This is a genomic window from Methylomonas paludis, from assembly GCF_018734325.1.
Classification (GTDB): Bacteria; Pseudomonadota; Gammaproteobacteria; order Methylococcales; family Methylomonadaceae; genus Methylomonas; species Methylomonas paludis.
This window is the reverse complement of the sequence record NZ_CP073754.1, coordinates 1,838,534-1,863,229: the sequence shown is the minus strand read 5'-3', so window position 1 is coordinate 1,863,229 and position 24,696 is coordinate 1,838,534. Positions and strand designations below refer to the sequence as shown.

Here is a 24,696-nt window from a genome sequence, read left to right as displayed (position 1 = left end):
CTATTTTCCGCCGGCTGCACTGAGAAAATGATCCCAGAACGGATTGGCAAAAATCAGAATCATCGACACCACAAAACAGTAAATCGCCGTAGACTCTATCATCGCTAACCCCACAAACAGCGTCCGGGTGATAGTCGCAGCCGCATCCGGTTGCTGAGCCAGCGAAGTCAGCGCAGTCGCCACCGCCCTACCCTCAGCCAGCGCCGGCCCCAGACAGCCAAACCCCGTGGTCAAACCGGCCATCACAATAGAAGCCACCGCAATGATTGTAGAACTATCCATAAAATATCCTTTGCATAATGTACATATATTCACCCATCAAAAAAGTCGCACAGCGAAACCAAGCTGTCGCAGGTCGATGTTCCCCCCCGGATGCCGCGCAAGCTTTCGGCAGGAATACCCCACCCAGGAGCGAGGAATAAAGCAACTATTCAGCGTCCAATTATCACTTAAAAAACAATAAGTTGTAGGATGTGCTAAATGCAGTGCAGCGCATCATTCGAAGCTAACTACTTATTTAAAAAAGGATCATCCATCGTTACACTGAATAATCACCAAAAAACATTAAAAAAATATTATAACTTATTAAAATATAAATACTTAATTTCCTGATCCAGGATCACCCCTCATCGCCGCAGCCAAATACACCGCCGCCAAAATACTAAAAATATACGCCTGCACCATACCGGTCAGCAAGCCCAATAAGGTCATGACAATCGGAAACAAAAACGGAGTAATCGTCAGCAATATCGCCAGGATCATCGCCCCGCTCATCATATTGCCGAACAGCCGTACTGCCAGGGCCAAAGTTCTGGAAACCTCACTAATGATATTAAACGGCAACATCACCCAGGTGGGTTCCAGATAGGATTTAAGATAAGCCCGCAAGCCCTGGTCTTTAATGCCAAATAAGGGTACCGCCACAAACACGCACAGCGCCAGCGCCGTAGTGGTGGAAAGCGAACCAGTGGGCGGTTCGTAACCGGGGATGATGGTGCATAAATTGGCCGTGGCAATCAAAAGAAACAGCGTGCCAAGAAATCCCAAATACTTGGCGGCATTACGCAACCCCACTTCCTCAATTTGTTTGACGCTGGTAGTCACTATGATCTCCAGCAGATTTTGCCAGCGGCTGCGGTGCAGATTGGTGGATAGCCTGCGGGTGATCAGAATCGAGCCCAGGGTTAACAGCAGCATTAACCCCCAGGTAAACACTATCGTGGCATTAAGTTTAACCACGCCCCATTGCCAGTAAATGATTTGATCAGGACTAAGATGCATGCTTAACCTGCTGCGATTTGCTGGTATTGGTCAGGTGGCTAACCAACAGGCGCGCCATGATAAATCCCACTAAACACGACAACCAGCGCTGCCATTGGCTGCCACCGACCAGATAAAATCCTGCCACCACCAACGTACTGCGCAGCAGCCAACTGCCTAGAAACAATAGCGCCGGATGCTTACAGTTTAGACCATTGCGGATCGTCCACCATAAACCGGCAAAAAACACCCCGCCCAGGCCTGCGCCTGCCAGCCAGGCCAATGCTAATATCAGGATATCATTCATCATTATCTTCCTCGTCTTGCTGATGCATAGCCTTGTCTTCTTTAGCTACCCACATCCAGGCATTGACACAGCCCAGTACCAGCCCTGCCATTAACAGCGCCAGCGTCCAGGGGTGTTTGCCGGGAAAATGCTTATCCAGCCACATGCCCAGCGCAACACCCAACAAAGTTGGGGTGGCCACCGACCAGCCGATCAGGCCCATCATACCCATGCCAAACCAGATGCCGGGAGTACCGTGACGGCGAGCCTTGAGCTTGCGTACCACTTTAGTGCCGATCTGGTCGGCCAGATTATCCGGTTTGACCGGCGGCTTGGCGGCTTTATTACTCATGCTGCAAAGCGGCAAAGCGGCGTAAAAACCCGGCTTCCAGTTTGGTGTTAACTGCACGCAAAGCTTTAGCCTGCTCATCCAGTATCAGGAATTCGCGTTCCACCAGACGGCGTAATTCGGCCAGATCGGCACCGACGATGGCGCGGCGCACCGAAACCAGCACCTGAGGGCCGGTTTTGACCAGTACACCTTCATCAATAGCCAGGCATTGCTCGACATTATTGGCAGTTTGATAAATCAGGATGCCTGGTGTCAAGGCGGCCACACAATCCAGCCGGCGCGGTAACAAACCAAAACTGCCTTCCGCCGTCTCAGCGACGATGCGGGTCACCGCAGCAACATCCACCAATATCTGATACGGTAGTAATACCTTAAGTTGCATTGGCTGCCCCGGTTGGTTCCGGCATTTTAGCGGCTGTGAACTTTAATTTTGCTTCGTCGATTGCGCCTATCATATACAAAGCACTTTCCGGGTAATCCTTGAACTCATCGGCCAGAATGCGTTCACAACCGTCCAGCGCATCAGTCAGACTCACAAACCGGCCTTGCATGCCGGTAAACTGTTCAGTCGTAAAAAACGGTTGAGTGAGAAACCGCTCCAGGCGGCGGGCGCGGGCCACCACCTGCCGGTCTTCCGGCGATAATTGTTCCAGTCCCAGCATAGCGATAATATCCTTCAGTTCAGCGTATTGAGCCAGAGTACGGCGGATTTGCTGGGCCAGCTTGTAATGACGGGCGCCGATGATACCGGGAGTAGACATTTTTGAAGAAGACTGCAAGGGGTCAATAGCCGGATACAGGCCTTCAGCAGCGCGTTTGCGCGATAAGACAATCGAACCGGATAAATGCGAAAAGGTATGCACCGCTGCCGGGTCGGTAAAATCATCCGCAGGCACATAGACCGCCTGAATGGAGGTAATAGCCCCGGTATCGGTGTTGGCAATCCGCTCTTCCAGGCCGGACAATTCGGTACCCATGGTAGGCTGATAACCCAGGCGTGAAGGCATTTGCCCCATTAAACCGGAAATTTCCATACCAGCCTGAATGAAGCGGAAAATATTGTCCACCAGCAGCAAAACATCACGATGCTCCTCGTCCCGAAAATATTCGGCCATGGTCAAAGCCACATGCCCCACCCTAAACCGCGCACCGGGGGGTTCGTTCATTTGGCCGAACACCATCACCATATTGGCCAGCACACCAGCCTCCTGCATTTCCCGGTAAAGTTCCTCACCTTCCCGGCAACGTTCGCCGATACCGCAAAAAATACTCACGCCTTTGTGATTGCCCACCATATTGTGGATCATCTCGGTCAGCAGCACGGTTTTACCCACCCCGGCACCGCCGAACAGGCCGGCTTTGCCGCCGCGTTCCAGCGGCGCCAACACATCGATCAGTTTTATACCGGTCTCAAAAATTTCCGACTGGGTAGAACGGCGCGCCAGCGCCGGTGGGGCACGATGTACCGTACGCCGTAATACATGGTCAGGGACAGGCAGCCGGTCGATAGGGTTACCGAACACATCAAACATGCGCGATAGAATACCCGGCCCCACCTGTGCGCATAATGGCCCACCGGTGTCGAGGACAGACATGCCGCGCGCCAATCCCTGAGTGGGTGTCAGCGCAATACCGCGTACCAGTTGGGCATCGCTTTGCGCCCAAACCTCAATCACAATCCGGCCACCTTCTCCCGCCAGCAATAGCGTGTAAATAGCCGGCAGGGATTCGGTAAAGCACACATCTACAATGCTGCCGCGTACCGCTACCACACTGCCCTGATTGTGAGTTTGTTGGCCTGTATCCATAGTCACTACCTGTTTAGATCAAGACCGTCACCTCACCAGGCTGTTAGGCTAGTGAGGATCGGCAAAGCGCAGCCGTGCTTCATTGTCTTCACGGGCTGCGTCAATTTCACGAATAATACTGCGTAAATCGGCTGGCCTGGCGCTTTCCTGATAATAACCGCTGAGTTGGCTATCCGGGTGTAATTCACCACGCTGGTACAGATGCCACATCTCTTTACCGTAATGGCTGGATAACAGTTCCGGGGCAAATTGGCCAAAATAGCTGGCCATATTGCCGACATCACGTTCCAGCATCATTTGAGCATTGTTGTTGCCGGCAGCATCGACTGCCTGGGGCAAATCAATAATCACCGGGCCATCACTGGCCACCAGGACGTTGTACTCCGACAAATCACCATGCACCAGACCATCACAGAGCATGCGCACAATCTGGGTAATCAGGAAACCATGAAATTGCCTGGCCTGCTCTGCCGACATTTGCACATCATTCAGTCGGGGGGCGGGCTGACCATCGGCATCGGTGACCAGCTCCATTAATAACACCCCATCAATAAAATTATAGGGTTTGGGAACCCTGATCCCGGCATCGGTAAGCCGGTATAAGGCCGTGACCTCAGCGTTTTGCCAGGCTGATTCCTGTGCCTCACGGCCATAACGGCTACCCTTTTCCATCGCTCTGGCCCGGCGGCTGTTACGCACCTTGCGGCCTTCCTGATACAGCACACTTTGGCGGAAACTGCGCTGATCGGCTTCTTTATAGACTTTGGCGCAGCGAATTTCCGTGCCGCAGCGCACCACATAGACTGCGGCTTCCTTACCGCTTTTTAAGGACCGCAGCACTTCGTCAACCAGACCGTTCTCAATTAAGGGTTCTATTCTTTTAGGCGTTTTCATAACAATATTATGCCGTTTTCTGGTTAAAAGGTGTTAACAAACCCATAAAAACCAGAAAATTTGCCCAAATATTGGAAAACTAACGAAAGTTAAGCGGTACTATCAGATTGATGCCAGGCGATTGTATCGGCACTGCATATACCGGTGGCGGCACATAAACCGGTTGGGCGTAGCCGTAGCCATAACCTTGACCATAGCCGTAATGGTTGCCGTAACCATAACCACCGCCACGCCAGTTGCCATGATCATGGTCTTCGTGGTGCTCTCCACCACCGCCCCGGCCATGATCATTACCATGTTCCGCCCAGGCTGAGGAGATCGATAAGCCGCCCAACAGCAGCATACAGGTGATGGCAACAGCCAGTTTAGTCGTGCCGCAGGATGCAGCTTTGCAGTTCAATATTGAATTGTTCATAAATAAACGGCCTTTTTCATTTGTCAGCCGGTTTTTTATGGCCATGTTTATGATCCACATGACGAAATAAAGTGTCGGCGGCTTTTTTCTGCTCATCCGACATGCTGTCATACAAAGCAGAAAATACTGGAATTAAGTTTTTAATACCATCGGCATGCGCGGTAGTGATTTCCGCATAGGATTTTAAATCATCGATTGCCGTCATATCTTTGGCATGATCGGCTCTGGCTTGGGTAAGTTTATCCATCACTTTGGCATCTTCCTGCATGGTTTCAGCCACTTTTGCCCATAAAACTTCCTGAGCAGGATTGATGCTCAGATTGTCGTGCATATCCTTAATACGCACCTCCACTTTTTCTTCATGGTGTCTGCCGGATGCTGATGCCTGTCCCGACACAAAGCCCATACTAACGATGAAAGCCGCAGCAGTGATCACACGTACGCAGGTATTACTGTAACGATTACTAATAGTTATCATGATATCCTCTAAATGATGCCAAGTATTGCTGCCGGTTAATGGCAACGGAGTGAAGCACAACCATTATCGGTATCACATGCAATTAATTCTGTTCGTTACGGCACATTGCCGATAGTTTTGTTACCGAATGGCAATTGTATTGTGGAAACTCAACCCAACTACCCGGCTCAAGGCCCGCTATAGGCGCTATGGCAGTTAAAATGAATTTACTTTCGCATGAATAGAAGATACCTAACACCCTAGCTTTTAGGTGCCATTTAAGACAAAAACCCGCCAATCGAAGCCCCCCGTAGCCTCGATGCAACGCAGTGGAATCGAGGAATTCGCAGCGCAGCCTCAATCAAACCAGCGTCAGCGCAATTCAACAATGCTCACTGCAACCAAAATCAACTATCACCGCAACCCGTAGCCTCGATGCAACGCAGTGGAATCGAGGAATTCACCGCACAGCCTCAATCAAACCAGCGTCAGCGCAATTCAACCATGCCCCACCAACCATTAACCAAACACAGCCCGCCATCGCAACCCGTAGCCTCGATGCAACGCAGTGGAATCGAGGAATTCGCAGCGCAGCCTTAATCAAACCAAAGCCAGCCCAATTCACCAATGCCCTCTTCCGCAAAATTAGTAAAAATCTTCCTCTTTTCAAGGCCATATTCGCATGAATAGGAGATACCAACATCCTAGCTTTTGGGTGCCATTTAAGACAAAAACCCGCCAATCGAAGCCCCCCGTAGCCTCGATGCAACGCAGTGGAATCGAGGAATTCGCAGCGTAATCTTTATCAAAAGCAGGATTAAGGAAATTTGACCACGGTTTTAAATCAATGCGGCACATCCAACTTCAACCATCAGTCGTAGGATGTGGTGAGGCACGAACCGCATCTTCCTCACCAGAAAAGATAAGATAGGAATACCAAAAGGGGATGGCAGGAAAATACAAAAACAATTACTTCCCGTTTAGGGAACCTCTGATTAATTGCCCGTCTGCGATATAATATAACCATCAAAGTTGTTATCGAGAGAACGCCCATGGATCACTATCAACAGCTGAGTTTTGCCGATGCCGAATACGCCCATAAAGGCAAAGTCACCCGTCGCGAAAAGTTTCTCGATCAACTCAACGGATTATTACCCTGGCAGTCCATGATGGCGGTGATTGCCCCGTATTACGCGCTCGGCAAGGGTCGCGGTCGCAAACCCTTTCCTCTGGAATCCATACTGCGTGCGCATGTGGCGCAGATTGTTTACAATTATTCCGATCCAGGCCTGGAAGATGCGCTTTATGAGATTGCATCACTGCGCCGTTTTTGCGGTATCCGCCTAGAAAATGTCATGCGCGGGGATGCTTACGAACGTCGACGCCTGATTGCGTCTGAAATTCGAAAATAGGCCCAGAAACAGGCTTATTTTGGAGTGAATCCGGCTGTTTTTATACAAAAATGGCCAAATATTCAAATTTTTGATCAACTTTTCAAGTGGCTGATGCTGAAAATGTCAGTTTTTCAGAGGTTCCTTAAAGCAAAAATATAACCGACGCATTATTGTAACAGCGATATATTATTATATATAAGTTGTTTTTATTCTGATTGTTTAATAATATATTAGCTAGCTTTTATGCGTCCAGATCTCGCAACAAAACATCTGGATCAGCGGCTTGCTCAATGGCAATCAGTTTCAGAATTTGCTTGTCCACCAGCAGTTGGTACTACGGCAAAAAAGGCATCTTGTTTTCTCAGCCTCAACCGCCTTTGCCACCGGTTCGCTGGCCAGCCAATAGCCGTCATCCATCTGAATGTCGCCACTGAGAAGATAGCGTCAATGAGCCAATAACCAAGCCGTGTGATAACTCACCCCCAGATGGCGCTTCAAGGCCAATGCCAAATACCGGTCTTGGCTTGGCTGATAAGATAGATGGATGGCAAGGAAGCAAGTCGTCAGTGGCAATTTGGTTTTTTGAAAAATGATACCGGCAATCAGCGATGTTATAGTCGGCAAGCGCAACACATTGCATCTGTTGTGTGGATCGTGCTTGAAAATGCTACACACTCTATGTTCGCACAAGGACAAGCGAATCCACCCGGACAGCGAGCTTGCTCAAGTCCCGCTTCACATTTGTCTCCGGTGCAGTAGCGCTTTAAAAATTCGAGTAGCGACCTACCTGCTTGAAATTGAATACGATTAATTGTCATGGAACATCTCCTGATACATTAGGAGCAGAGGGTTTAAATCAGTTTAGTACATTGATGGTGGATGGCTCAACTATCTTGCTAATAAGGAAGTTGTAAGATTTTTAGACAAATATGAATACTGCCAATAATTCTCTTAAACAAAAACAGCTGACACATCCAAAATATAGACCCGATATAGACGGCCTCCGTGCGGTTGCGGTGTTAATGGTAGTGGCTTATCACGCCTTTCCAACACTATTTAAAGGCGGATTTATTGGGGTGGATATATTCTATGTAATATCCGGATTTTTGATCTCAACCATAATTTTTGAAAACTTAAAGAACGCTACTTTCAGCTTTGCAGAATTCTACCGGCGAAGGATTAAACGCATATTCCCCGTTTTACTGCTCGTAATATTAAGTTGTTTAGTGGCCGGATGGTACTTATTATTAGTTGACGAATTCCAGCTACTAGGCAAACATGTCGCAGCCGGTATAGCCTATATTTCAAATCTGGTTTTATGGCAAGAAAGCGGCTATTTTGATACAGCATCTGACCAAAAACCTTTGCTGCATCTATGGTCTTTAGGCATAGAAGAACAATTTTACATCCTTTGGCCGTTTCTATTATGGTTAAGCTGGCGAAATAAACTAAACTTGCTATTGATTAGCGTATTAACAGCTGGTTTAAGTTTCGGCTTGAATATCTTGATGATGCACTTAAATCCGGTAGCTGCTTTTTATGCGCCTTACTGCCGGTTTTGGGAGTTATTAACCGGTTCTTTATGGGCTTATCATAGCAACTTTTCTAACAAAGCCACCTTCCAACACCTTAAGTTATTTAACCGGCATTTACGCTCTATATCTGGTTTAGTACTACTGGCTCTGGGTTTTTTATTGATAAACAGAGAACAGGCTTTTCCAGGATGGTGGGCCTTGCTGCCGACTTTAGGAACAGTTTTATGCATTTCCGCCGGGCCTAAAGTCCTAATAAATCGTTACATCTTAGCCAATCCAGTGATGGTCTGGTTCGGCTTAATCAGTTATCCACTGTATTTATGGCATTGGCCTGTCCTGGTATTTTTACGCATAGTAAATCCAAGTGGATTCGTCCACTCTACCCGGATAATTGCGGTTGCTATCGCTATTTTGTTGGCATGGTTAAGCTATAAATTCTTAGAAAAACCTATACGCAGCAGCAAGTCCAGCACCAACATTGTTTGGGTGTTAATTTTTCTCAGCATAATTGAATTAACGGCAGGATTGGCCATTTATTTTAGAATCTTCCAGCCAAGAAATAATGCCAAAGAATTACAGCCGATTTTTAACGACATTAGCGAAGCGAAATCACAGGTTGCACTTAAATCGGTTAAATTTGAAAATGAAACCTTTAACCTAATCAGTAGTGGCGAAAACATCAGTTTCTTACTGGGTGATTCGCATATACAACAATATATTCCTAGGGTTGACGAATTAATCAAGCAAAAAAGCACTAATTATAATTCCGTGTATTTTGCCATTGCGCCCGGCTGCCCACCTATTCCCAATGTGTTTGAAGACAATGCTCAACATTTATTTTGCACACAATTCCTCAATTCGGCATTAAAATTTATCGAAAATAGCCAGGTAAAAGTAGTGGTAATAGGGGCTTGCTGGAACTGTTATTTTATCGACCAGACCAAGCCGGTTAAAAAAAATGACCAGGAGTTTGATTATTATCATCTTAATAATGGCATACGCGAAAACTTTAGAAATGGCCGCGGTAAAGAATTGGCATTGTTAGAACTCAAACACTTGCTGGAAGCTATCAGTAAAACCAAGAAAGTCTATTTATTGCTGGATAACCCTTTTGGTGATGAATTGGATCCTAAATATTATATTAGTGGCGACAGGCTGGCCGAAATAAAAATTAAACCCATCGTTAAAACCATACATTTAGCTGCCGATGTGATCGCTATAAATGCGGAAATGGCGAAAATGGCGGCAGATATTGGCGTGGAAGCTATTAATCCTACTAGCGAAATCTGTTTGGATAACCGATGTCCAGTGCTTACCGAGGATAATCAATTCATCTACAAAGATAATAATCATTTGCGGCCATCCTACATACGCAAGTTCGCAACATATTTAGATAGCGCAATTGTTGAAAAACAGGATTGAGTGCTATCTTTACTAACGTGATTAGCAGGATAGCCAAGCTGAAACAAATTATCCTGTCATACCTGCCGGGAAGCGGGATCCAGCGCTATGGCCAGGAAATTTTTTGTATCTACTCAGCGTCCAAATATCCCGATTAATGCGGGTAGTTGTAGGATGTGCTGAACGCAGTGCAGCGCATCATTTCGAAGCCAAAGACTTGTTGAGCCAAGCATCAGCAACATTATGCTGAGTAATCACTGCTAAGTCAGCCAAATTTAAGTCACACGATAGTTTCAAAAACCTTGCCCATTACTGACCAGATGGTGCCCCTGAACTCTTACCGGAATCCGGCGCTGTACGATAGACGGGCTGATTTTGTAAGTAGGGAATATTAGATGTCCGCTCGATAATCGGTGCCGGATGGTCATTGCTATACATGCAGCGTATATAAGCTTCATCATAACGTTGCTGAATAACATCGGTTGTCCCCGGCGCTGCGCTACCTATTGCCGTATCTTTAGCGGAATCACTCAAATGCCTGCCCGCAGCTATCCGGCACACGCCATCGTCATGATTAAACTGTTCAAAACTTTGGCCGGGGGCCGGCAATACCGTCATACTGGGGCCGGACGGCACATTGGCACAAGCGCTGATAAGCAGCACTAATGATACTGATCCATAACGAATGATTTGTGACATAGAAATCCTCTGGCGGTGCGGCACCGCGAACTGTGGCAATGCCTCAGATTTTTTGGGCGGACTGAGGACTGGTATTCTGCCGCTACATGGCTGAATTTCCTGGTATTGAGCCGAAACCGGGCTTTAGTACATTCAATGCACCAACCCTTGGGCTAAAACTAAAAAATCCTTAAGCACCCCAGCGCTGAAGCCGGGTGGCGTATAGCAATGCAGTCAGGATTAAAAGGGTATTAGATAGCAGTTTGTCGATTTTCTCTCAATTCGGCAATTTTGGCGCGAAATTGACCCGCGTAATTCAGGACTTTGCCAGTGGCGTCAACTTCCCAAGTGTTGGATGTTTTCTCAGCAACAGGTTTGGTTTTGGCTTCTTGAGCAGAATCTTTTAAATGTAATTTGTTCATGGGTACTCCTTATGATTTTTAGCTGTACGTCTAGCTGCTAACGATCTTCCCTGCAGCCGGTTTGAATATACAAACAAAAGTCAGGGCAGTCGGTTCGGAATCGTACATAGTCGGTTTGCTGTCTGCTAACTGAGACTTGTACAAACCGGGTTTATCCAATGTACGTTATCGTACTGAATATTTAAGTTGTTAAAGGTATGGTTGTCATTGCTTAATGTAAAACATTAGCTCTGCTACTCAGCATTCAGACGACTCGAGACATAGCATAATGCTTTGTCCGTATCGACCAGCTTTACGTTGAATACTGATTCTAAATTCCAAGCAATTTAATCTGGAAACGCTATGTGTAAAGATGAAATGACAGACTTGAATCCCGCCTATCCTGCCGATAGCGGTAATATCATACCGGACTGGCAGGTCGATAGTGCCGGGAATACCAGCTCTACCGGTGTTAAGCTTAACAGCAGCTCGGCAGATAGCAAAGCAAAAATGCAAAAAAGTAAACGCTCAGTTCGGCGGCAAGCTGTATCAACTCTTTCAGCTTACCCTTTACTGGCTAGTTTAACCTAATAAGGACGGCTTATGAGTTCGGAACCAATTCTATCAGTTAGCCCTTTTCAGGCCAACACATTTCACCGCAAAGCCGCGACATACGCCATATTTGGCGATTTATTGTTTATTGTCCTGCCGTTGGTGGTGATATCTATTGTTGATGTCAGCGTGGGTAGATCTTTATTTGCCATGATTGAATCTCCGGAATTGTCATTTGGCTCAGCCGTATTATTTGGCCAAACTATCATCAAAGTTGTGTCCGGTTTCGCTCACTCCAAACCCTCCGGTGCCGAACAACCAGTGTTTGTGGTAGCGATGATTATTGTCTTCGGTCTGGTGCCTTCCCTGGTGGTGTTGGCATTGCTGCTCAGCATTAACCCGGTTCCGCATGGACTGCAAATGGCGCAGGCGGGTATTTTTGCGCTGGGTGTGGTGGTCTTTTTTATCTTTGGTGTCACCGGCCACGCCCAATCGTTGCGGCATGGCAGTCGGCCTCTGAAGATAACCGAATCGGAATCCTCGGTATTACAAGATACTGTTTTATGACAGTCCATGCCTTAGCCAAGTATTGGCAATAGGCTAAACTAATATTAAATCTTAGTAACTATTCATCTTCCAGGTATTTTTTTAAAAAATAGCTAGTTGTAGATGCTAAACGCAGTGCAGCGCATTATTCTCGGCTTTAAAAATGGATCAGCAAGGTTACGCTGAGTCATTACAAATTTGACGCACTAACCAACATCTTGCCGTTCCGAATCCAAACTAAAGGAATTATGCAATGAAAGGACTATTTAAGATTGCCTTTAAACTATTGGTAAATGATAAAGGCAAATTTGCCGCATTATTGATCGGCATTACCTTCGCCGTATTTTTAATGGTACAGATGACCTCCATCTTTTCCGGGGTGTTACAAAGTGCCTCATCGGTAGTGATTAATATTGGCGCCAAAATCTGGATCATGGACCCGGCCGTCAACACCGTCGCCAATAGCATACCCATGCCGGATTACGTGCAGGATGCGGTACGCAGTATTGCCGGTGTTAAATATGCGGTACCCTTATATTCCGGTGGTGCGACTCTTAAGCTGCGTAGCGGTAGCTTCCAGTCGGTAACGGTACTGGGTTTGGACGATACATCATTGTTGGGCCGTCCCGAATTACTGGAAGGCAATATAGAGGATATCTTTGCCGAAAACGGCTTTCTGGTGGTTAAAGATGCCGAAATCGAAAAACTGCAAAACCCGCATATCGGTACTGAGTTTGAGTTAAATGATAACCGTGGCGTCATAGTTGGTATAGCCAAGGTTGCTGCCAATGGTTTATTTGGTATCCCCTCGCTATATACCACCTACAATCGGGCTATTCAATATATCCCCTCTTCTCGCTTTACTACCTCTTACATCCTGGTTGAACCCAAGGATGACAGCAGCATTGAGTTTATCAAGCAGGAGGTGGCAAAGTTAGGCTATCTGGCCGTCACCAATACCGAGTTTCGCGACAAGATTTCCACGTATTACAAATACAAAACCGGTCTGGGTACCAATATTTTATTAATGACCATCATCAGCTTTGTGGTTGGCTTATCGATTTCCGGGCAAACCTTTTACACCTTTATTCTGGAGAATCTGGATAAATTTGGCGCCTTAAAAGCTATCGGGGCCAAAAGCCATGAGCTGATGCTGATGATAGTGTTTCAGGCCGGATTCACGGCGCTAACCGGCTACGGATTGGGCGTTGGTTTATGTACTCTAATGATTTATTTAGCCAAAATGCGTTTGCCCAATTATGCCAGCGCCATTACCTACACCAATCTGGGGCTGGCCTTTTTAATGGTATTGATCATCGCCATTTTTTCCAGTTATATCGGGGTACGCAAAGTGCTGAAGATAGAACCATTTGATGTGTTTAGAGGCTGAACATGGCTAAAACCGCAATCAGTGCCAAACAACTGGTTAAATGGTTCGGCGAAGGTGAAGCCAAAACCACCGCAGTGAATGAGGTTAGCTTTGAAGCATATTTTGGCGAAATCTTTTTTCTGGTAGGTCCATCCGGCAGCGGCAAAACCACGCTGCTGAGCATGATTTCCGGCATACTCAGGCCAAATTCAGGCAGCGCCTTTATCGATAACACCGATATCTGGAGTCTCAGTACCGATGAATTAGCCGATTTTCGCTTAAACCGTATCGGCTTTGTATTTCAGGATTATCATCTGTTTCCCCGCTTAAGCACAGTCGAAAATGTGGCTATTCCACTGATTTTGAAACGACATGATTGGGATGAATCCATCCAGACCGCTATGGGCTTTCTGGAAATTGTCGGTCTTTCGGATCGCGCCCAACTGCCGCCGGTAAATTTGAGCGGTGGTGAACAGCAGCGGGTGGCTATTGCCAGGGCTATGGTCAGTCAGCCCGATATATTAATTTTTGATGAACCCACCGCCTCACTGGATGGCGATACCGGTAAAAAAATCATGAGCTTTGTCAAAACCAAAATTCTTAACGAAAAGCGTTGCGTGCTGGTTGTTACCCATGACAACCGCATTTTTGAGTTCGCTGATCGCATCATGAAAATGGAAGACGGCAAAGTAACCGCCATCGAAACGCAGAGCAGTGCCACATGAATAACAAAGTTATTTTCATTCTTTCCGGTATCGGAGTCGCGATTGGCTTAACAGCCGCCTATTTCTCCGGGGTGGAAAAAAAACCGCTGCCGCCGGTATTTAATCCCGCCCCCAATCCTTATGCCCAGGGCATTTTTGCTAACGGCATGGTGGAAAGCCTGCAGAATAGCGGTGAAAACATCAATATTTATCCGGAAGTGACCGGTGTGGTTAGTCAAATACTGGTTACGGAAGGTCAGGCCGTCAGCAAAGGCACCCCATTGTTGACCCTGGATGATAGCGTCCAAAAAGCGACTACCCTGCAACTAAAGGCGCAAGCTGATGCTGCCCTGGTAATGCTGGAAGAACTCAAACACCAGCCGCGGAAAGAGGTCCTAGAAGTCAGCAAGGCCCAAATGCTGGTTGCAAAAGCCAATTTGCTCAGCGCCCAAGTGCAGTTGGATAAACAAAAAATGTCGTTTGCCCTCAATCCGCAGTCCGTCAGCCGGGATACCCTGGATAATCAGCTTAACGCTGTAAAAGTGGCCGAAGCTAATTTTCAACTGGCCGCCAGGCAATATGAACTAACCAAAGCCGGCGCCTGGCATTATGATATTGAAACCCAGCAGAAACAGTATCAGATCCAGTACCAAAACTATATGGCGGCCAACGCCTTACTGGAAAAGTATACCCTCAAGGCCAGATCTGATGGCGTGATACTGGCTATCAGCGCAGCTGTCGGCAGCTATCTGTCTCCCCAGGGTGTCTACGGTTCTTATACTCAGGATATGCATCCAGTGCTGGTGATGGGTAGCGTCGCAGATCAGCTAGCGGTCAGATGTTATATTGACGAAATATTGGTGCCGAAATTACCAGCCACCGCCAAAATGCAGGCCAAAATGTTTATACGCGGTACCAACACCAGCGTTCCCCTGGCGTTTGTGCGTATCCAGCCCTATATTTCGCCAAAAATTCAACTGTCCAATCAAAAAACCGAACGGGTTGATGTCAGGGTATTACCGATCTTGTTCCGCATTGAAAAGCCGGCTGATCTAAATGTGTATCCAGGACAATTGGTTGATGTCTATGTCGGCGAAAAATAAACGCGTCAGTCAGACAATGACACACGGCCTGATACTCAAACCTGCCGTTCCCTTACTCGCCCTGTTGACCGGCTGTACTCTGGGGCCGGACTTTGTGCAACCGGAAGCGCCCAAACAGGCCGGATACAGCCAGACCGGTGACCAAACCGATACCCTGGCCGCTGGCGGTATTGCCCAGCATTTTCAGAAAGGCGGCAAAATCAGTGCCGACTGGTGGCAACTGTTTAAATCCGCAGCGCTGGATAAAGTAGTTAAAGCCGCGATTACCAACAATCTCAGTCTGCAGGCCGCCCAGGCCAATTTACGCCAAAGTCAGGCCACCCTGCAGGCCGGTTACGGCATCTTTTTTCCTCAGGTAGACATTGGGTTTACCCCGGTTCGCCAACGCTTCTCACCGGCCAGATTCGGCAGTGCCACCAAAGCATCCGTATTTAATCTCTACACCATCAGTTCCACGGTCAGTTACACCTTGGATGTGTTTGGCGGCGAACGCCGAGGCGTAGAAAGTCTGGAAGCTCAACAGGACATACAGCACTATACCGCACTGGCCACCTATCTAAGTTTGACCGGTAACATTATCAATACCGTGATTGCCGGTGCCGCCTATCAGGCCGAAATCGAAGCCACCCAACAACTGATAGACATACTCAATAAGCAGATCGAAATCACCGTTTTACAGGTTCAAGCAGGCACCGTGCCCTATGTCAGCGTACTTAGCCTCCGCAGTCAGTTATCTGCCATACAGGCCAGCTTGCCGGCCTTGCAACAAAAACTCAATCAGGCCGAACATCTGCAGGCCAGCCTGGTGGGTAAAACCCCGGCAGAGTGGACACCGGTCAGTTTAAAACTAAGTGAATTAACCTTGCCGTCCGACATCCCACTCAGCTTGCCCTCGGAATTAGTACGTCAGCGTCCGGATATTCTGTCCGCCGAAGCCCAGTTGCACAGTGATAGCGCCAAAATCGGCGTAGCGACCGCCTCATTATTCCCAACCATCAGTTTAAGCGCCTCCTATGGCTACAACAACACCTCGCTGGCCGATTTGTTCGTCAATAACGGCAATATCTGGGCGATGGCCGGTAATTTCGCCCAGCCCCTGTTTCATGGTGGAACCTTATGGTACAACCGCAAAGCGGCGCTGGAAACCTATGATCATTCGCTCAGCAGCTATCGTCAAGTAGTGATCAGCGCCTTCGAGCAGGTCGCCGATACCCTCAAAGCATTGGAACATGATGCCCAAATCCAAACCGCCCAACAGCAAGCCCTGCAAACCAGTGAAGAAGCCTTAGGTATTATCAATGCCAATTATCAGGCCGGGCTGGTCAATTATCTACAGGTGCTCAGCGTCAACAGTCAGTATCAGCAAGCCAGAATTGCTTATTTACAAATACTGGCGCAACGTTTTCAGGACACCGTCGGGTTATTTATCGCATTGGGCGGCGGCTGGAATACCGAACCCGCAGTGGAAAAAGCTAAATGACAACCGTAGTAATAACAAATACTTGAAACCATAACTTCAAGGGTATTTGGTCAAAAACACCCTGCCCAACGCACCTATAGCCTACCTCATCGCCACCCCTAGCCTCGATGCAACACAGTGGAATCGAGGAATTCGCAGCGCAGCCTCAATCAAACCAGGGCCAGCCCAATTCAACCATGCCCTCTGCCGTTCAACCATAACCAACATCATCGCGCCCCGTAGCCTCGATGCAACGCAGTGGAATCGAGGAATTCGCAGCGCAGCCTCAATCAAACCAGGGCCAGCCCAATTCACCAATGCCCTCTGCCGTTCAACCATAACCAACATCATCGCCACCCGTAGCCTCGATGCAACGCAGTGGAATCGAGGAATTCACCGCGCAGCCTCAATCAAACCAGCGTCAGCCCAATTCAACCATGCCCTCTGCCGTTCAACCATAACCAATATCATCGCGCCCCGTAGCCTCGATGCAACGCAGTGGAATCGAGGAATTCGCAGCGCAGCCTCAATCAAACCAGTGCCAGCCCAATTCACCAATGCCCTCTCCCGCTTCAACCAAAATCAACCAATAACCCAAACATAGCCTTTTAAAAGGGGCATCCAACGCTGAAAATCTTGGAAGCGGAACGTAAGTGGAGCGAAGATTTTTAGTCCCCGATAGGCGTAGCGCCGGGCGGGTTTTCGAAGCGAAGCGGAGAAAACCTGCAAGGCATCGCGAAACGCCGTCAAGTCACTTGGAGCCGAAGTTCCGATCCCCTTGTTGGGTCGGAACGAGGTGAGGAGGACGAATCGGGGCCGCCGGAGGCATTAGCGGTCGCGTAATTTTTGCCGCTTGTTGGGGCTGGGATGCCCCTAAACAAGCTTTCGCAAAAATAGCGACTCACTGAAATTCACGTCGAATAACTACCAAATATTTTAACGTCCGTGCCCACCGCCGCCAACGCCGCCAGCATGGCCCCCGGAGGGAATAGACGGCATAGGCCGTGAGGCCGGCGCAGATCGATAGCCGTGTTCGCCACCGCCACCAGCATCGCCACGTTGATGATTGCGGTCATGGTCACCGCCCTGCCCGCCCCGATACGGTCCTACCTGATAGCCGGGTCGCCAGTTTCCGCCAGGGTAGCCGCCGACAATGCCCACGCCGTTATAGCCAGGATTGTAATATGCATTACCGTAACCGCTATTATAACCATAGCCATAACCGCCGCCGGTATCGACACAAGCATTTGGCAGCAGACATAACAGACCAATAACCAGATGGCGCCTAGTGACATATCCGTATAGCTTAATCATTGCTTCACCACTTTGCTGTCGCTCTCCGGCCATTCCAAAATACCGAATACCGCACCCGCCGGATCGGCAACCACAGCCAGCTTCCCGCCGTGACGATCCAGCCTGGGTGGTATCAGGACTTTGCCGCCCAAACTGGTCAGTTTGGCAACTGCGCCAGGTACGTCATCAACCCGGATGTAATTCAGCCAATGGGCATGCATATTGGGGGTATCGGCAGGCAGCGAATTAACACTGGCTCGGGCATAATTGTCAGTGGCCAGCAGTAAATGTTGGGTGCCTGGATCGGCAGCCAATTCAAATACCTCATACTCAAACAGGTTTTGGTAGAACGCGGCCGCACCCTCCGGGTCGCCAGTGATTAAAGAACTCCATATCCACTCCCCAGGTAGCGCTAATTGATCTGCTGGATCACCGCCGTCAGCTGCCAGCACAGCAAACACAGCGCCCTGCGGATCAATAAATACCGCTTGCTGGCCTCTTTTCGGCACAGTTTGCGGAGCCGATAACAGCTTAGCGCCATGTGCCAGAGCCTGTGTTTTGTAAGCTTCCACATCATCAACTGCAATAAAGCTCAACCAGGAAGGCAAGTGCTGGCTATTTTGTACTAATCCGGCTATCGGATGGCCGGCAATTGAAGCTTCGGCATATTGCTTACCGGCAATGTTAACTTCGCGAAAGCTCCAGCCGAACAAGTCGGCGTAAAAGCGTTCGGCTTTGCTCAGATCCGAAGTTGCCAATTCAGCAAAAATAAATTTACCGACATGATGTTCGGGATTGGCCGATCCTACTACCAGTGCCGATAACTCAGGCTGATCATCCGCCCTGACACTACTTGCCATGCCAACAAACATAAAAATCAGCACAGTAAATCCAGCAATATAAGACCTGAGCCTAACAAAGCCGCTATGCTCATTAATAGCCAGGACATCATATTCGGCAATGACCAGCCTAAAAAAAATGATAAAGTTCATAAATACCCGCCCGGCACATAGGCCGGGATAGTCAGCTTGTTAGAAGTGAAAATGCGCACCTAAACCCAGGTATTGCACCTTATCTTTATAAAACTGACCGATAGGCGTGTAACCATCATAATATTCAGCCAGTATTTGCAGTTTGCGGCCCCAGATTTGCCGATTATTAAATTCAACACCGGCCCTGGCCGATAAATCGGAAGCCCAGTTATTCTGCTGAAAGTTTTTGATATCCACCGCCGCAATAGGCCGCATCCCGCCAAAATCCAACAGCCAAGGACTGCGAAACTCCATGCCGTACTGGCTGGACCAGGTTTTAAGAGTAGACGGATCCTTATCAACAATACCGCCGCCACCGCCATAAACCCTCACCCCATAAGGCAGTTCATAAGACAGTTTTAAATCGCTGCCTTCGTAACTTAAATTCACCCGCTGAAAGTTGGTATTTAACTTACTGAGTAAAAACTCATCGCCGACATGCGAGCTTTGATGATAAAGCCGACCAAACAGCGAAAACTGACCAGCCCGCAAACTGCCATACCCCGAAGCAATAAAATCGGTATTAACCAGATCATGCGAGGCAGTATCCATATTAAAGTCACTAAACACCCCGGCCTGCATACCCGTTTCCCATTGCACACTGGATTTACCTAAATTACCCCGATAAAAAGGAATAGTTTCACCAAAACTCACTGATACCGTATCACGGCCCACAAAATTATTACTTTGATAATTGCGATAAGTAGCAGAAAAATGCGCCCAGCGCGGATCGGCGATCAAAGGCTTAAACAATAGCCCAACCGGTAATATTCCCGTGGGTAATAACTCAGTTTGCGTGGAATAGCTACTAGTCTGGCTTCCGGCCACAGCCGTCGCAGCTGCAGTAGTCGTGGTGATGCTGCCGGCAGGTTGCTGATCGGCTGATTGCGAAAGTTTGACCGCTTTGATACCGGGAATTTCCGCCAAAATGTGGGCAGCTCTGGTCTGATTTTCTTTCGCCAGACTTTGCATCGGTAAAATGATTACCCCATCGTTAACCTGCAAAGCCGGTAAATCCAGTCTTAATTCGTGATTTAACACACCGGTGGCGTAACCGGACAAATAAGCATCATCACTGGTGACAGCCTGGACACAAGTGACCGGCAGCAAAAGTGCAGCAACTCGCAGAAAGGGTAAGGCACTCATATTATTTACCGGTAGTGTCGGCCGGATAACTCAAATCGTTAGTGACAGATTTGACGTTTTTCAGGCTGCCGACCAACTCAATTGCTTTGTTGACCTGTTGTGCCGAAGCCAGTTTACCGGATAATTTAACCACCCCATTCACCGTAGTCACTTCAATTTGGCCGACTTTCAAAATAGCGTCAGCCAGAATGGCTTCCTTGACTTTAGCGGTAATCACCGAATCATCAATATAAACATCAGCCGTTTCGGCTTTTTGATTGATTGATAACTTGGCTTTGTCCAGTTCGTTGCCGGCTTTTTCAGCGGCATGATCGATTTTTGCACCGGCTTTTTCAGCTGTGCCCTCTTTTTCGCAGGCAGTCAAAGCCACTACGGCACTGATTAAACTCACGGCCAGCATGACGGATTGTGGGGTTTGGACGATTTTCATGGTGCTTCCTTGGAATTGGGGGGATGGAATAACAACTGCAAAAGCAGTTTTAGGCAACCGCTAGAGAAAAATCGGCGCTAATAAAAACTTTAGCGCCTTTAGTGGGAAAGAGTCTGTGCGGTTTCGAACATACCGACGATGCTTTTAGTTGGTGAAATAAGTAGGTTCGGCAATTTCTGCTATTAGTTTGTGGATAGTTAAACTGCCTTTCAGCCGTTAACCCTTAAAGCAACGCCTGCTGAATACTGGACGGCCTAAATATCCAAGCATGCGTTATTTAGATTGCAGCCAGGGTAACGCTTAAATGCAAAGTTCGGCAAAATCGCCCGACACTTTGACTGGTTTGCCCGATTGCAACCAAATGACTGCGGCGCCAAGCAGCAAAAGCAGGTAGGTAGATAGCTCAGGTACGCTGGTGACCGGAGCAAAAGGCAAAAAGCTAACATTGCCAAAGCTGGAGACATTTAAACCTCCGCTCAAGCCGCCATTGCTTTGAGACAAAATATTTTGACTTAGGGTAACGGCACCGGTTGATGCCAACAAACGACCGGAAACATCGCTGGCGGCGGTATTCAAAGTAATACTGGTATGAGCGAGGATATTACCCAAGAAAGTGGTGTTGTTATCAATGGTCGCCGAACTGCCGACATTCCAGAAAACCCCCGCGTGAGTGCCGGTATTGATGATTTGCACTGATGAGATCAGTGAGTCGCTATTTTTGCGAAAGCTTGTTTAGGGGCATCCCAGCCCCAACAAGCGGCAAAAATTACGCGACCGCTAATGCCTCCGGCGGCCCCGATTCGTCCTCCTCACCTCGTTCCGACCCAACAAGGGGATCGGAACTTCGGCTCCAAGTGACTTGACGGCGTTTCGCGATGCCTTGCAGGTTTTCTCCACTTCGCTTCGAAAACCCGCCCGGCGCTACGCCTATCGGGGACTAAAAATCTTCGCTCCACTTACGTTCCGCTTCCAAGATTTTCAGCGAAGGTGAGGTAATCAGCGTACTGGGTAATTCAAACACCCAGGTAGCATTGGCATTGCCCTGACCATCCAGTATCAGCGTGCTGGATAAATTGGTGGTGCCGGCCGGTACAGTATAAACACCTGGTGTTAGAGTCAAACCGCCCAGATCAGCAGGTTCCAGGGTGCCAATACCTAATGAAGACAAATTATTGATGGCCGAGGTAAGTTGCAATTGCGCCTGCATGGTATTCGAAACACCCGAGGTAGTACCGGCCTGCACAGTACCACCGCTAACTTGGCCATCGGTCTTACTATTGCCTGGTGAAGATATAAAACCAGTAATGGCGTTTGAGCCGCCACTAGACCAGACACCGACATTGCCGGCTACGCTGCTATTCGGAATATTGGTAACTGTAGAAGCCCCCAACACGGCATAACTTGCCAAATCTGCATCCAGCAAAGGTGTAGCCATAACGGCGCTGCCGCCATTGCCCCGATAACCGTAAATGGCAATATGAGCAAACGTTTCGATATTTTCATAGAATAAGACCTTAAAGTTAAGCATCAACGACGGGCTGATGTCACAAAAAGACTATAGAATTAGTATGGTTATGTCTGTTTGCTATCGCACATACCTGAATGCTTGCGAACATATCCGCATCATGTGCGACGTGCCGGCGGAAAAAACCGGCACTTTAGAGACCTTACGGCTGGTACTTATGACTGAAAATAATCACTATTTTTCTTTAGCGCTGCATATTCGGGGCGATCCTGGTTGGTAGATCAAGGACTATACCTTGCAGTACGATGGTATCCAGGTTCGCGCTACCATATAATCTGGTACTTCATTAAAATCAAAAGCTTCGCCGTGTTTTATCATTTTATTGATATCAAATAACAAGCCAATTTCGGGAATATCCTTAAAAAATAGAGTATAAAAAGGCTTAACCAATTGTCGTGATATCCAGATACCGATGGGGCCAATAAAATTCCGGCGCTGCCCAACATGGGCAATCTCGTCTATGGTAATTTCGTCCAGTAACTCTTTTAAACGATCACGCACTTCCGGTTCATCATGCAGCAAATCATCAAATAAGCGATGCAAATGGAAATAATACGTCACCCCCATCAATTCAGTGACAAAAGCCGGCGTATCCATCAAAAAGCCCGGCAAACGCGGAAACTGCTGATAAATCCATTCCTTAACAGGGGTCAAAGGCTCCCATTTAACCTGATCCAGTCCACAGGTTCTGAGCATCTCATCAAATAACCGCCAATGACAAAACTCTTCAGCCAAATGCACCCGGCTGATCTTATCTTCAACACTATGTGAATTAGCCATATCAGGCACCACATCCCATGCCGCCTTGATGCCAACCCACTCATGTCTGGCAAATTTGTAAATACCTGTCAGCATTAAGGTCAACTGATCGAGTGACTTAGGATCATCTTTCATCGTCACATAATTGCGGTAAAAAGCATCAGGGTTAGCCAATGGCTTGCGTAATCTAACCGGATGATCTTTAAAATACTGCAGTCTGGCGCGCTTTTTCGCCAAGTCCTGTTCCGCTTCTAATAACTGCCCCCCGTGTTGCTGGGTAAAAGTCCAGTAATTTTCAAAATTCTCTATCCTTTCCTGGCCTGTCGAGGCAGAAAAAATAGAACGATATTTACTTAATCCCATAATGTTTTACTCCAGATTGATAGGGAGGCAAGTGTATAGCCCAAACCAGCATTATACCTATTGATCCCGTAAAAAATTAAACCAGCTTATCCAAACCGACTTAAATCACTTTGAATTTAAAGCCAAACAGCAGAAAGGATGGGCCAGACTACAGCTTTGAGATTAACAAATTGTAACCAGGCATCGACCAAGTATTACTTTAAAAAACAAAAGGATGTAGGATGTGCTAAACGGAGTGCAGCGCATCAATGAAAGCTAAGTATTTGGTACTGGAATAGGCTGCGAAATGCTTGAGGCATCTGTCGGCTGCTGAGTCGAGCGGTTCTGTTTAAAAATGCCGTCGCTATGAAGGTGCCGTTGCAAAAAAGCGGCACTTTTAGAAAATTTACTGGAACTGATGAATAAAAATAAGCTGTATAAAGCTCCCCAGCAAGGAGAACTTTATACATCAATAGCGGATGTTATTGTTCAATCCAAATCAATTCCACGCGGCGGTTTTCCACTCTACCTGCTTCGGTACTATTATCACCAATCGGATCAGCGATACCAAAGCCTTTGGCGATCAATTTATTGGTCACGCCTTTAGCTTTCAGATATTCAACCACAGACTTGGCCCGGCGTTCCGACAAACGTAAATTATAGCTGGCGCCGCCTTCGCTGCTGGCATAACCTTTTGCTTCAACTTCAGTTTTTTGCGGATCGGCAATCAGATCTTTGGCCAGACTATCCAAAATTGCTTTTGCAGGAGGCTGCAATTCAGCAGAGTCGTATTTAAAATGCTCACCCTTCAGAACAATTTTTACCGGGCAGCCATTAGCATCAACATGACTGCTTTTGTAATGTCGGCCATGGCACGGATCGACAGCCGGTGCCGGTGTAGCCAAAACCGGAGCCGGAGCCGGTTGCACGCGCACTTCAGCTCTGGAAACCTGTTTGGGTTTCTCACCAAACGGAATCACAAAGCCCACATTAACCGTCATATCATTAAATTGATCAGTGCCGGTTTGCACATGGTTATTCAAATTATTGTTGTACCGATAACGGACATCACTCCGCAACAGAAAATTGTCATCCAGCTCATAAGTAAAACCCAGACCGGCTTCGCCAATCACACCAGCCCCGCAATTACCCCCAACACAGCTATTCATACCGCCGGCGGCAACCACCGCATAAGGCGAGAATTTTTCCCGCATAAAATAGTATTGCAAATCAGCAGTACCGCCGGCCAGACTCCAAGAGCCGTTTTTGCCGCCGAAGCCTTCATAGAACCCTTTTAGTTCCACATTGAAATGTTGATCGATAATTTTACCGATACCCAGACCGCCACCCCAACCGTTATCAGCATTACGGTCACCACCGGTTTGTACATAAGAAGCAAAAGGGGCTACATACCAACGATTATCCAGGCTTTGTTCAGCCGCTTGAACTTGAGGTAAGCAGCTAACGCCGATCAGTGAAGCGATAGTCAGAGTAGTTTTTTTCAGCATAATTCTTTCCTTGAGGACAATTAACAGCGGGCACGGAGTTCAGCAGAG

General features: G+C 47.8%; 28 protein-coding genes and 1 pseudogene. 9 read left to right on the top strand and 20 right to left on the bottom strand.

Translation table 11 applies throughout. The features are described from left to right. The 9 genes from KEF85_RS08465 to KEF85_RS08425 form a co-directional block, all read right to left on the bottom strand. A complete protein-coding gene (locus KEF85_RS08465) occupies positions 1–282 on the bottom strand; it encodes a F0F1 ATP synthase subunit C (protein ID WP_215579301.1) in 282 nt (93 codons plus the stop codon). Between the two features lie 318 nt (positions 283–600). Continuing rightward, positions 601–1,281 carry a F0F1 ATP synthase subunit A gene (locus tag KEF85_RS08460; protein WP_215579297.1) on the bottom strand — a complete coding sequence of 227 codons (681 nt, stop codon included), beginning with the start codon at positions 1,279–1,281 and terminating at the stop codon, positions 601–603. Continuing rightward, positions 1,271–1,570: an ATP synthase subunit I gene (locus tag KEF85_RS08455; RefSeq protein ID WP_246534831.1), complete on the bottom strand. Its 300-nt coding sequence runs from the start codon at positions 1,568–1,570 to the stop codon at positions 1,271–1,273. The genes KEF85_RS08460 and KEF85_RS08455 overlap by 11 nt, the downstream gene beginning before the upstream one ends. Next, complete coding sequence (locus KEF85_RS08450; protein ID WP_215579295.1) at positions 1,560–1,898, bottom strand: AtpZ/AtpI family protein; 339 nt, start codon at positions 1,896–1,898, stop codon at positions 1,560–1,562. The genes KEF85_RS08455 and KEF85_RS08450 overlap by 11 nt, the downstream gene beginning before the upstream one ends. Beyond that, positions 1,891–2,280, bottom strand: a complete 390-nt coding sequence (locus tag KEF85_RS08445; protein ID WP_215579281.1) for a F0F1 ATP synthase subunit epsilon — start codon at positions 2,278–2,280, stop codon at positions 1,891–1,893. The genes KEF85_RS08450 and KEF85_RS08445 overlap by 8 nt, the downstream gene beginning before the upstream one ends. Next, positions 2,270–3,706, bottom strand: a complete 1,437-nt coding sequence (atpD, locus tag KEF85_RS08440) for a F0F1 ATP synthase subunit beta (RefSeq protein WP_215579278.1) — start codon at positions 3,704–3,706, stop codon at positions 2,270–2,272. Before atpD ends, KEF85_RS08445 begins: the two co-directional genes overlap by 11 nt. Positions 3,707–3,754: 48 nt before the next feature. Further along, the gene (locus KEF85_RS08435; protein ID WP_215579275.1) at positions 3,755–4,600 is read right to left on the bottom strand and encodes a PA4780 family RIO1-like protein kinase; all 846 of its coding nucleotides are present in this window, start codon (positions 4,598–4,600) and stop codon (positions 3,755–3,757) included. Between the two features lie 79 nt (positions 4,601–4,679). Further along, on the bottom strand, positions 4,680–5,015 hold the full coding sequence (locus KEF85_RS08430) for a hypothetical protein (protein ID WP_215579272.1): 336 nt from the start codon (positions 5,013–5,015) through the stop codon (positions 4,680–4,682). A 16-nt stretch (positions 5,016–5,031) separates the two neighbouring features. Beyond that, positions 5,032–5,493 (bottom strand): Spy/CpxP family protein refolding chaperone, encoded by a 462-nt coding sequence (locus KEF85_RS08425; RefSeq protein WP_215579263.1) that lies wholly within the window; start codon positions 5,491–5,493, stop codon positions 5,032–5,034. Positions 5,494–6,524: 1,031 nt separating this feature from the next. Between KEF85_RS08425 and KEF85_RS08420 the strand changes: the two genes are divergently transcribed. Continuing rightward, a complete protein-coding gene (locus KEF85_RS08420) occupies positions 6,525–6,884 on the top strand; it encodes a transposase (RefSeq protein WP_246534829.1) in 360 nt (119 codons plus the stop codon). Positions 6,885–7,236: 352 nt separating this feature from the next. Here the strand turns inward: KEF85_RS08420 and KEF85_RS17110 are convergent. Continuing rightward, a pseudogene (locus KEF85_RS17110) lies at positions 7,237–7,684 on the bottom strand (IS1595 family transposase); the annotation flags it as partial. 111 nt (positions 7,685–7,795) lie between these two features. On the opposite strand from KEF85_RS17110, the gene KEF85_RS08415 reads away from it, so the two are divergent. Next, positions 7,796–9,823: an acyltransferase family protein gene (locus KEF85_RS08415; protein WP_215579261.1), complete on the top strand. Its 2,028-nt coding sequence runs from the start codon at positions 7,796–7,798 to the stop codon at positions 9,821–9,823. 288 nt (positions 9,824–10,111) lie between these two features. Here the strand turns inward: KEF85_RS08415 and KEF85_RS08410 are convergent, their stop codons facing one another. Together KEF85_RS08410 and KEF85_RS08405 are read right to left on the bottom strand one after the other, a co-directional pair. Then, the gene (locus KEF85_RS08410; RefSeq protein WP_215579259.1) at positions 10,112–10,501 is read right to left on the bottom strand and encodes a hypothetical protein; all 390 of its coding nucleotides are present in this window, start codon (positions 10,499–10,501) and stop codon (positions 10,112–10,114) included. A gap of 230 nt (positions 10,502–10,731) precedes the next feature. After that, complete coding sequence (locus KEF85_RS08405) at positions 10,732–10,902, bottom strand: hypothetical protein (protein WP_215579256.1); 171 nt, start codon at positions 10,900–10,902, stop codon at positions 10,732–10,734. Positions 10,903–11,244: 342 nt separating this feature from the next. On the opposite strand from KEF85_RS08405, the gene KEF85_RS08400 reads away from it, so the two are divergent. The 6 genes from KEF85_RS08400 to KEF85_RS08375 all read left to right on the top strand — a co-directional run bounded on the left by KEF85_RS08400 (position 11,245) and on the right by KEF85_RS08375 (position 16,635). Beyond that, positions 11,245–11,472, top strand: a complete 228-nt coding sequence (locus tag KEF85_RS08400) for a hypothetical protein (RefSeq protein WP_215579254.1) — start codon at positions 11,245–11,247, stop codon at positions 11,470–11,472. 12 nt (positions 11,473–11,484) lie between these two features. Further along, positions 11,485–12,000 carry a hypothetical protein gene (locus tag KEF85_RS08395; protein WP_215579252.1) on the top strand — a complete coding sequence of 172 codons (516 nt, stop codon included), beginning with the start codon at positions 11,485–11,487 and terminating at the stop codon, positions 11,998–12,000. A gap of 232 nt (positions 12,001–12,232) precedes the next feature. Beyond that, positions 12,233–13,369, top strand: a complete 1,137-nt coding sequence (locus tag KEF85_RS08390; RefSeq protein WP_215579246.1) for an ABC transporter permease — start codon at positions 12,233–12,235, stop codon at positions 13,367–13,369. A gap of 2 nt (positions 13,370–13,371) precedes the next feature. Continuing rightward, positions 13,372–14,073, top strand: a complete 702-nt coding sequence (locus KEF85_RS08385; protein WP_215579244.1) for an ABC transporter ATP-binding protein — start codon at positions 13,372–13,374, stop codon at positions 14,071–14,073. Then, positions 14,070–15,155 (top strand): HlyD family secretion protein, encoded by a 1,086-nt coding sequence (locus tag KEF85_RS08380; RefSeq protein ID WP_215579242.1) that lies wholly within the window; start codon positions 14,070–14,072, stop codon positions 15,153–15,155. The genes KEF85_RS08385 and KEF85_RS08380 overlap by 4 nt, the downstream gene beginning before the upstream one ends. Beyond that, positions 15,139–16,635: an efflux transporter outer membrane subunit gene (locus tag KEF85_RS08375; RefSeq protein ID WP_215579240.1), complete on the top strand. Its 1,497-nt coding sequence runs from the start codon at positions 15,139–15,141 to the stop codon at positions 16,633–16,635. The genes KEF85_RS08380 and KEF85_RS08375 overlap by 17 nt, the downstream gene beginning before the upstream one ends. 915 nt (positions 16,636–17,550) lie before the next feature. Here the strand turns inward: KEF85_RS08375 and KEF85_RS08370 are convergent. The 6 genes from KEF85_RS08370 to KEF85_RS08345 all read right to left on the bottom strand — a co-directional run bounded on the left by KEF85_RS08370 (position 17,551) and on the right by KEF85_RS08345 (position 22,042). Continuing rightward, complete coding sequence (locus KEF85_RS08370) at positions 17,551–17,928, bottom strand: hypothetical protein (protein WP_215579238.1); 378 nt, start codon at positions 17,926–17,928, stop codon at positions 17,551–17,553. Beyond that, positions 17,925–18,899, bottom strand: a complete 975-nt coding sequence (locus KEF85_RS08365) for a VOC family protein (RefSeq protein WP_215579237.1) — start codon at positions 18,897–18,899, stop codon at positions 17,925–17,927. Before KEF85_RS08365 ends, KEF85_RS08370 begins: the two co-directional genes overlap by 4 nt. 39 nt (positions 18,900–18,938) lie before the next feature. After that, positions 18,939–20,084 carry a DUF1207 domain-containing protein gene (locus tag KEF85_RS08360; protein ID WP_215579235.1) on the bottom strand — a complete coding sequence of 382 codons (1,146 nt, stop codon included), beginning with the start codon at positions 20,082–20,084 and terminating at the stop codon, positions 18,939–18,941. Between the two features lies 1 nt (position 20,085). Continuing rightward, positions 20,086–20,514, bottom strand: coding sequence for a BON domain-containing protein (locus KEF85_RS08355; RefSeq protein WP_215579232.1), 429 nt, complete (start codon positions 20,512–20,514; stop codon positions 20,086–20,088). A 300-nt stretch (positions 20,515–20,814) separates the two neighbouring features. Further along, positions 20,815–21,207, bottom strand: a complete 393-nt coding sequence (locus KEF85_RS08350) for an ice-binding family protein (protein ID WP_215579231.1) — start codon at positions 21,205–21,207, stop codon at positions 20,815–20,817. A 244-nt stretch (positions 21,208–21,451) separates the two neighbouring features. Then, entirely contained in the window at positions 21,452–22,042 is a 591-nt protein-coding gene (locus KEF85_RS08345) for an ice-binding family protein (RefSeq protein ID WP_215579230.1), read from the bottom strand. 46 nt (positions 22,043–22,088) lie between these two features. Between KEF85_RS08345 and KEF85_RS08340 the strand changes: the two genes are divergently transcribed. Further along, positions 22,089–22,259, top strand: a complete 171-nt coding sequence (locus tag KEF85_RS08340) for a hypothetical protein (RefSeq protein ID WP_215579223.1) — start codon at positions 22,089–22,091, stop codon at positions 22,257–22,259. 8 nt (positions 22,260–22,267) lie between these two features. Here KEF85_RS08340 and KEF85_RS08335 read toward each other — a convergent pair whose 3' ends face one another. Both KEF85_RS08335 and KEF85_RS08330 read right to left on the bottom strand, forming a co-directional pair. After that, positions 22,268–23,161: a hypothetical protein gene (locus KEF85_RS08335; RefSeq protein ID WP_215579220.1), complete on the bottom strand. Its 894-nt coding sequence runs from the start codon at positions 23,159–23,161 to the stop codon at positions 22,268–22,270. Between the two features lie 461 nt (positions 23,162–23,622). Then, the gene (locus KEF85_RS08330) at positions 23,623–24,648 is read right to left on the bottom strand and encodes an OmpA family protein (protein ID WP_215579219.1); all 1,026 of its coding nucleotides are present in this window, start codon (positions 24,646–24,648) and stop codon (positions 23,623–23,625) included. Between the last annotated feature and the right edge of the window lie 48 nt (positions 24,649–24,696).

Coding starts and splice junctions, on each gene's coding strand:
- KEF85_RS08405 (WP_215579256.1), bottom strand. CDS start 10,902: ATGAACAAATTACATTTAAAAGATTCTGCTCAAGAAGCCAAAACCAAA.
- KEF85_RS08355 (WP_215579232.1), bottom strand. CDS start 20,514: ATGAAAATCGTCCAAACCCCACAATCCGTCATGCTGGCCGTGAGTTTA.
- KEF85_RS08345 (WP_215579230.1), bottom strand. CDS start 22,042: ATGCTTAACTTTAAGGTCTTATTCTATGAAAATATCGAAACGTTTGCT.
- KEF85_RS08390 (WP_215579246.1), top strand. CDS start 12,233: ATGAAAGGACTATTTAAGATTGCCTTTAAACTATTGGTAAATGATAAA.
- KEF85_RS08395 (WP_215579252.1), top strand. CDS start 11,485: ATGAGTTCGGAACCAATTCTATCAGTTAGCCCTTTTCAGGCCAACACA.
- KEF85_RS08410 (WP_215579259.1), bottom strand. CDS start 10,501: ATGTCACAAATCATTCGTTATGGATCAGTATCATTAGTGCTGCTTATC.
- KEF85_RS08415 (WP_215579261.1), top strand. CDS start 7,796: ATGAATACTGCCAATAATTCTCTTAAACAAAAACAGCTGACACATCCA.
- KEF85_RS08445 (WP_215579281.1), bottom strand. CDS start 2,280: ATGCAACTTAAGGTATTACTACCGTATCAGATATTGGTGGATGTTGCT.
- KEF85_RS08430 (WP_215579272.1), bottom strand. CDS start 5,015: ATGAACAATTCAATATTGAACTGCAAAGCTGCATCCTGCGGCACGACT.
- KEF85_RS08450 (WP_215579295.1), bottom strand. CDS start 1,898: ATGAGTAATAAAGCCGCCAAGCCGCCGGTCAAACCGGATAATCTGGCC.
- KEF85_RS08375 (WP_215579240.1), top strand. CDS start 15,139: ATGTCGGCGAAAAATAAACGCGTCAGTCAGACAATGACACACGGCCTG.
- KEF85_RS08370 (WP_215579238.1), bottom strand. CDS start 17,928: ATGATTAAGCTATACGGATATGTCACTAGGCGCCATCTGGTTATTGGT.
- KEF85_RS08420 (WP_246534829.1), top strand. CDS start 6,525: ATGGATCACTATCAACAGCTGAGTTTTGCCGATGCCGAATACGCCCAT.
- KEF85_RS08385 (WP_215579244.1), top strand. CDS start 13,372: ATGGCTAAAACCGCAATCAGTGCCAAACAACTGGTTAAATGGTTCGGC.
- KEF85_RS08365 (WP_215579237.1), bottom strand. CDS start 18,899: ATGAACTTTATCATTTTTTTTAGGCTGGTCATTGCCGAATATGATGTC.
- KEF85_RS08425 (WP_215579263.1), bottom strand. CDS start 5,493: ATGATAACTATTAGTAATCGTTACAGTAATACCTGCGTACGTGTGATC.
- KEF85_RS08335 (WP_215579220.1), bottom strand. CDS start 23,161: ATGGGATTAAGTAAATATCGTTCTATTTTTTCTGCCTCGACAGGCCAG.
- KEF85_RS08330 (WP_215579219.1), bottom strand. CDS start 24,648: ATGCTGAAAAAAACTACTCTGACTATCGCTTCACTGATCGGCGTTAGC.
- KEF85_RS08465 (WP_215579301.1), bottom strand. CDS start 282: ATGGATAGTTCTACAATCATTGCGGTGGCTTCTATTGTGATGGCCGGT.
- KEF85_RS08400 (WP_215579254.1), top strand. CDS start 11,245: ATGTGTAAAGATGAAATGACAGACTTGAATCCCGCCTATCCTGCCGAT.
- KEF85_RS08460 (WP_215579297.1), bottom strand. CDS start 1,281: ATGCATCTTAGTCCTGATCAAATCATTTACTGGCAATGGGGCGTGGTT.
- KEF85_RS08380 (WP_215579242.1), top strand. CDS start 14,070: ATGAATAACAAAGTTATTTTCATTCTTTCCGGTATCGGAGTCGCGATT.
- atpD (WP_215579278.1), bottom strand. CDS start 3,706: ATGGATACAGGCCAACAAACTCACAATCAGGGCAGTGTGGTAGCGGTA.
- KEF85_RS08455 (WP_246534831.1), bottom strand. CDS start 1,570: ATGATGAATGATATCCTGATATTAGCATTGGCCTGGCTGGCAGGCGCA.
- KEF85_RS08435 (WP_215579275.1), bottom strand. CDS start 4,600: ATGAAAACGCCTAAAAGAATAGAACCCTTAATTGAGAACGGTCTGGTT.
- KEF85_RS08360 (WP_215579235.1), bottom strand. CDS start 20,084: ATGAGTGCCTTACCCTTTCTGCGAGTTGCTGCACTTTTGCTGCCGGTC.
- KEF85_RS08340 (WP_215579223.1), top strand. CDS start 22,089: ATGTCTGTTTGCTATCGCACATACCTGAATGCTTGCGAACATATCCGC.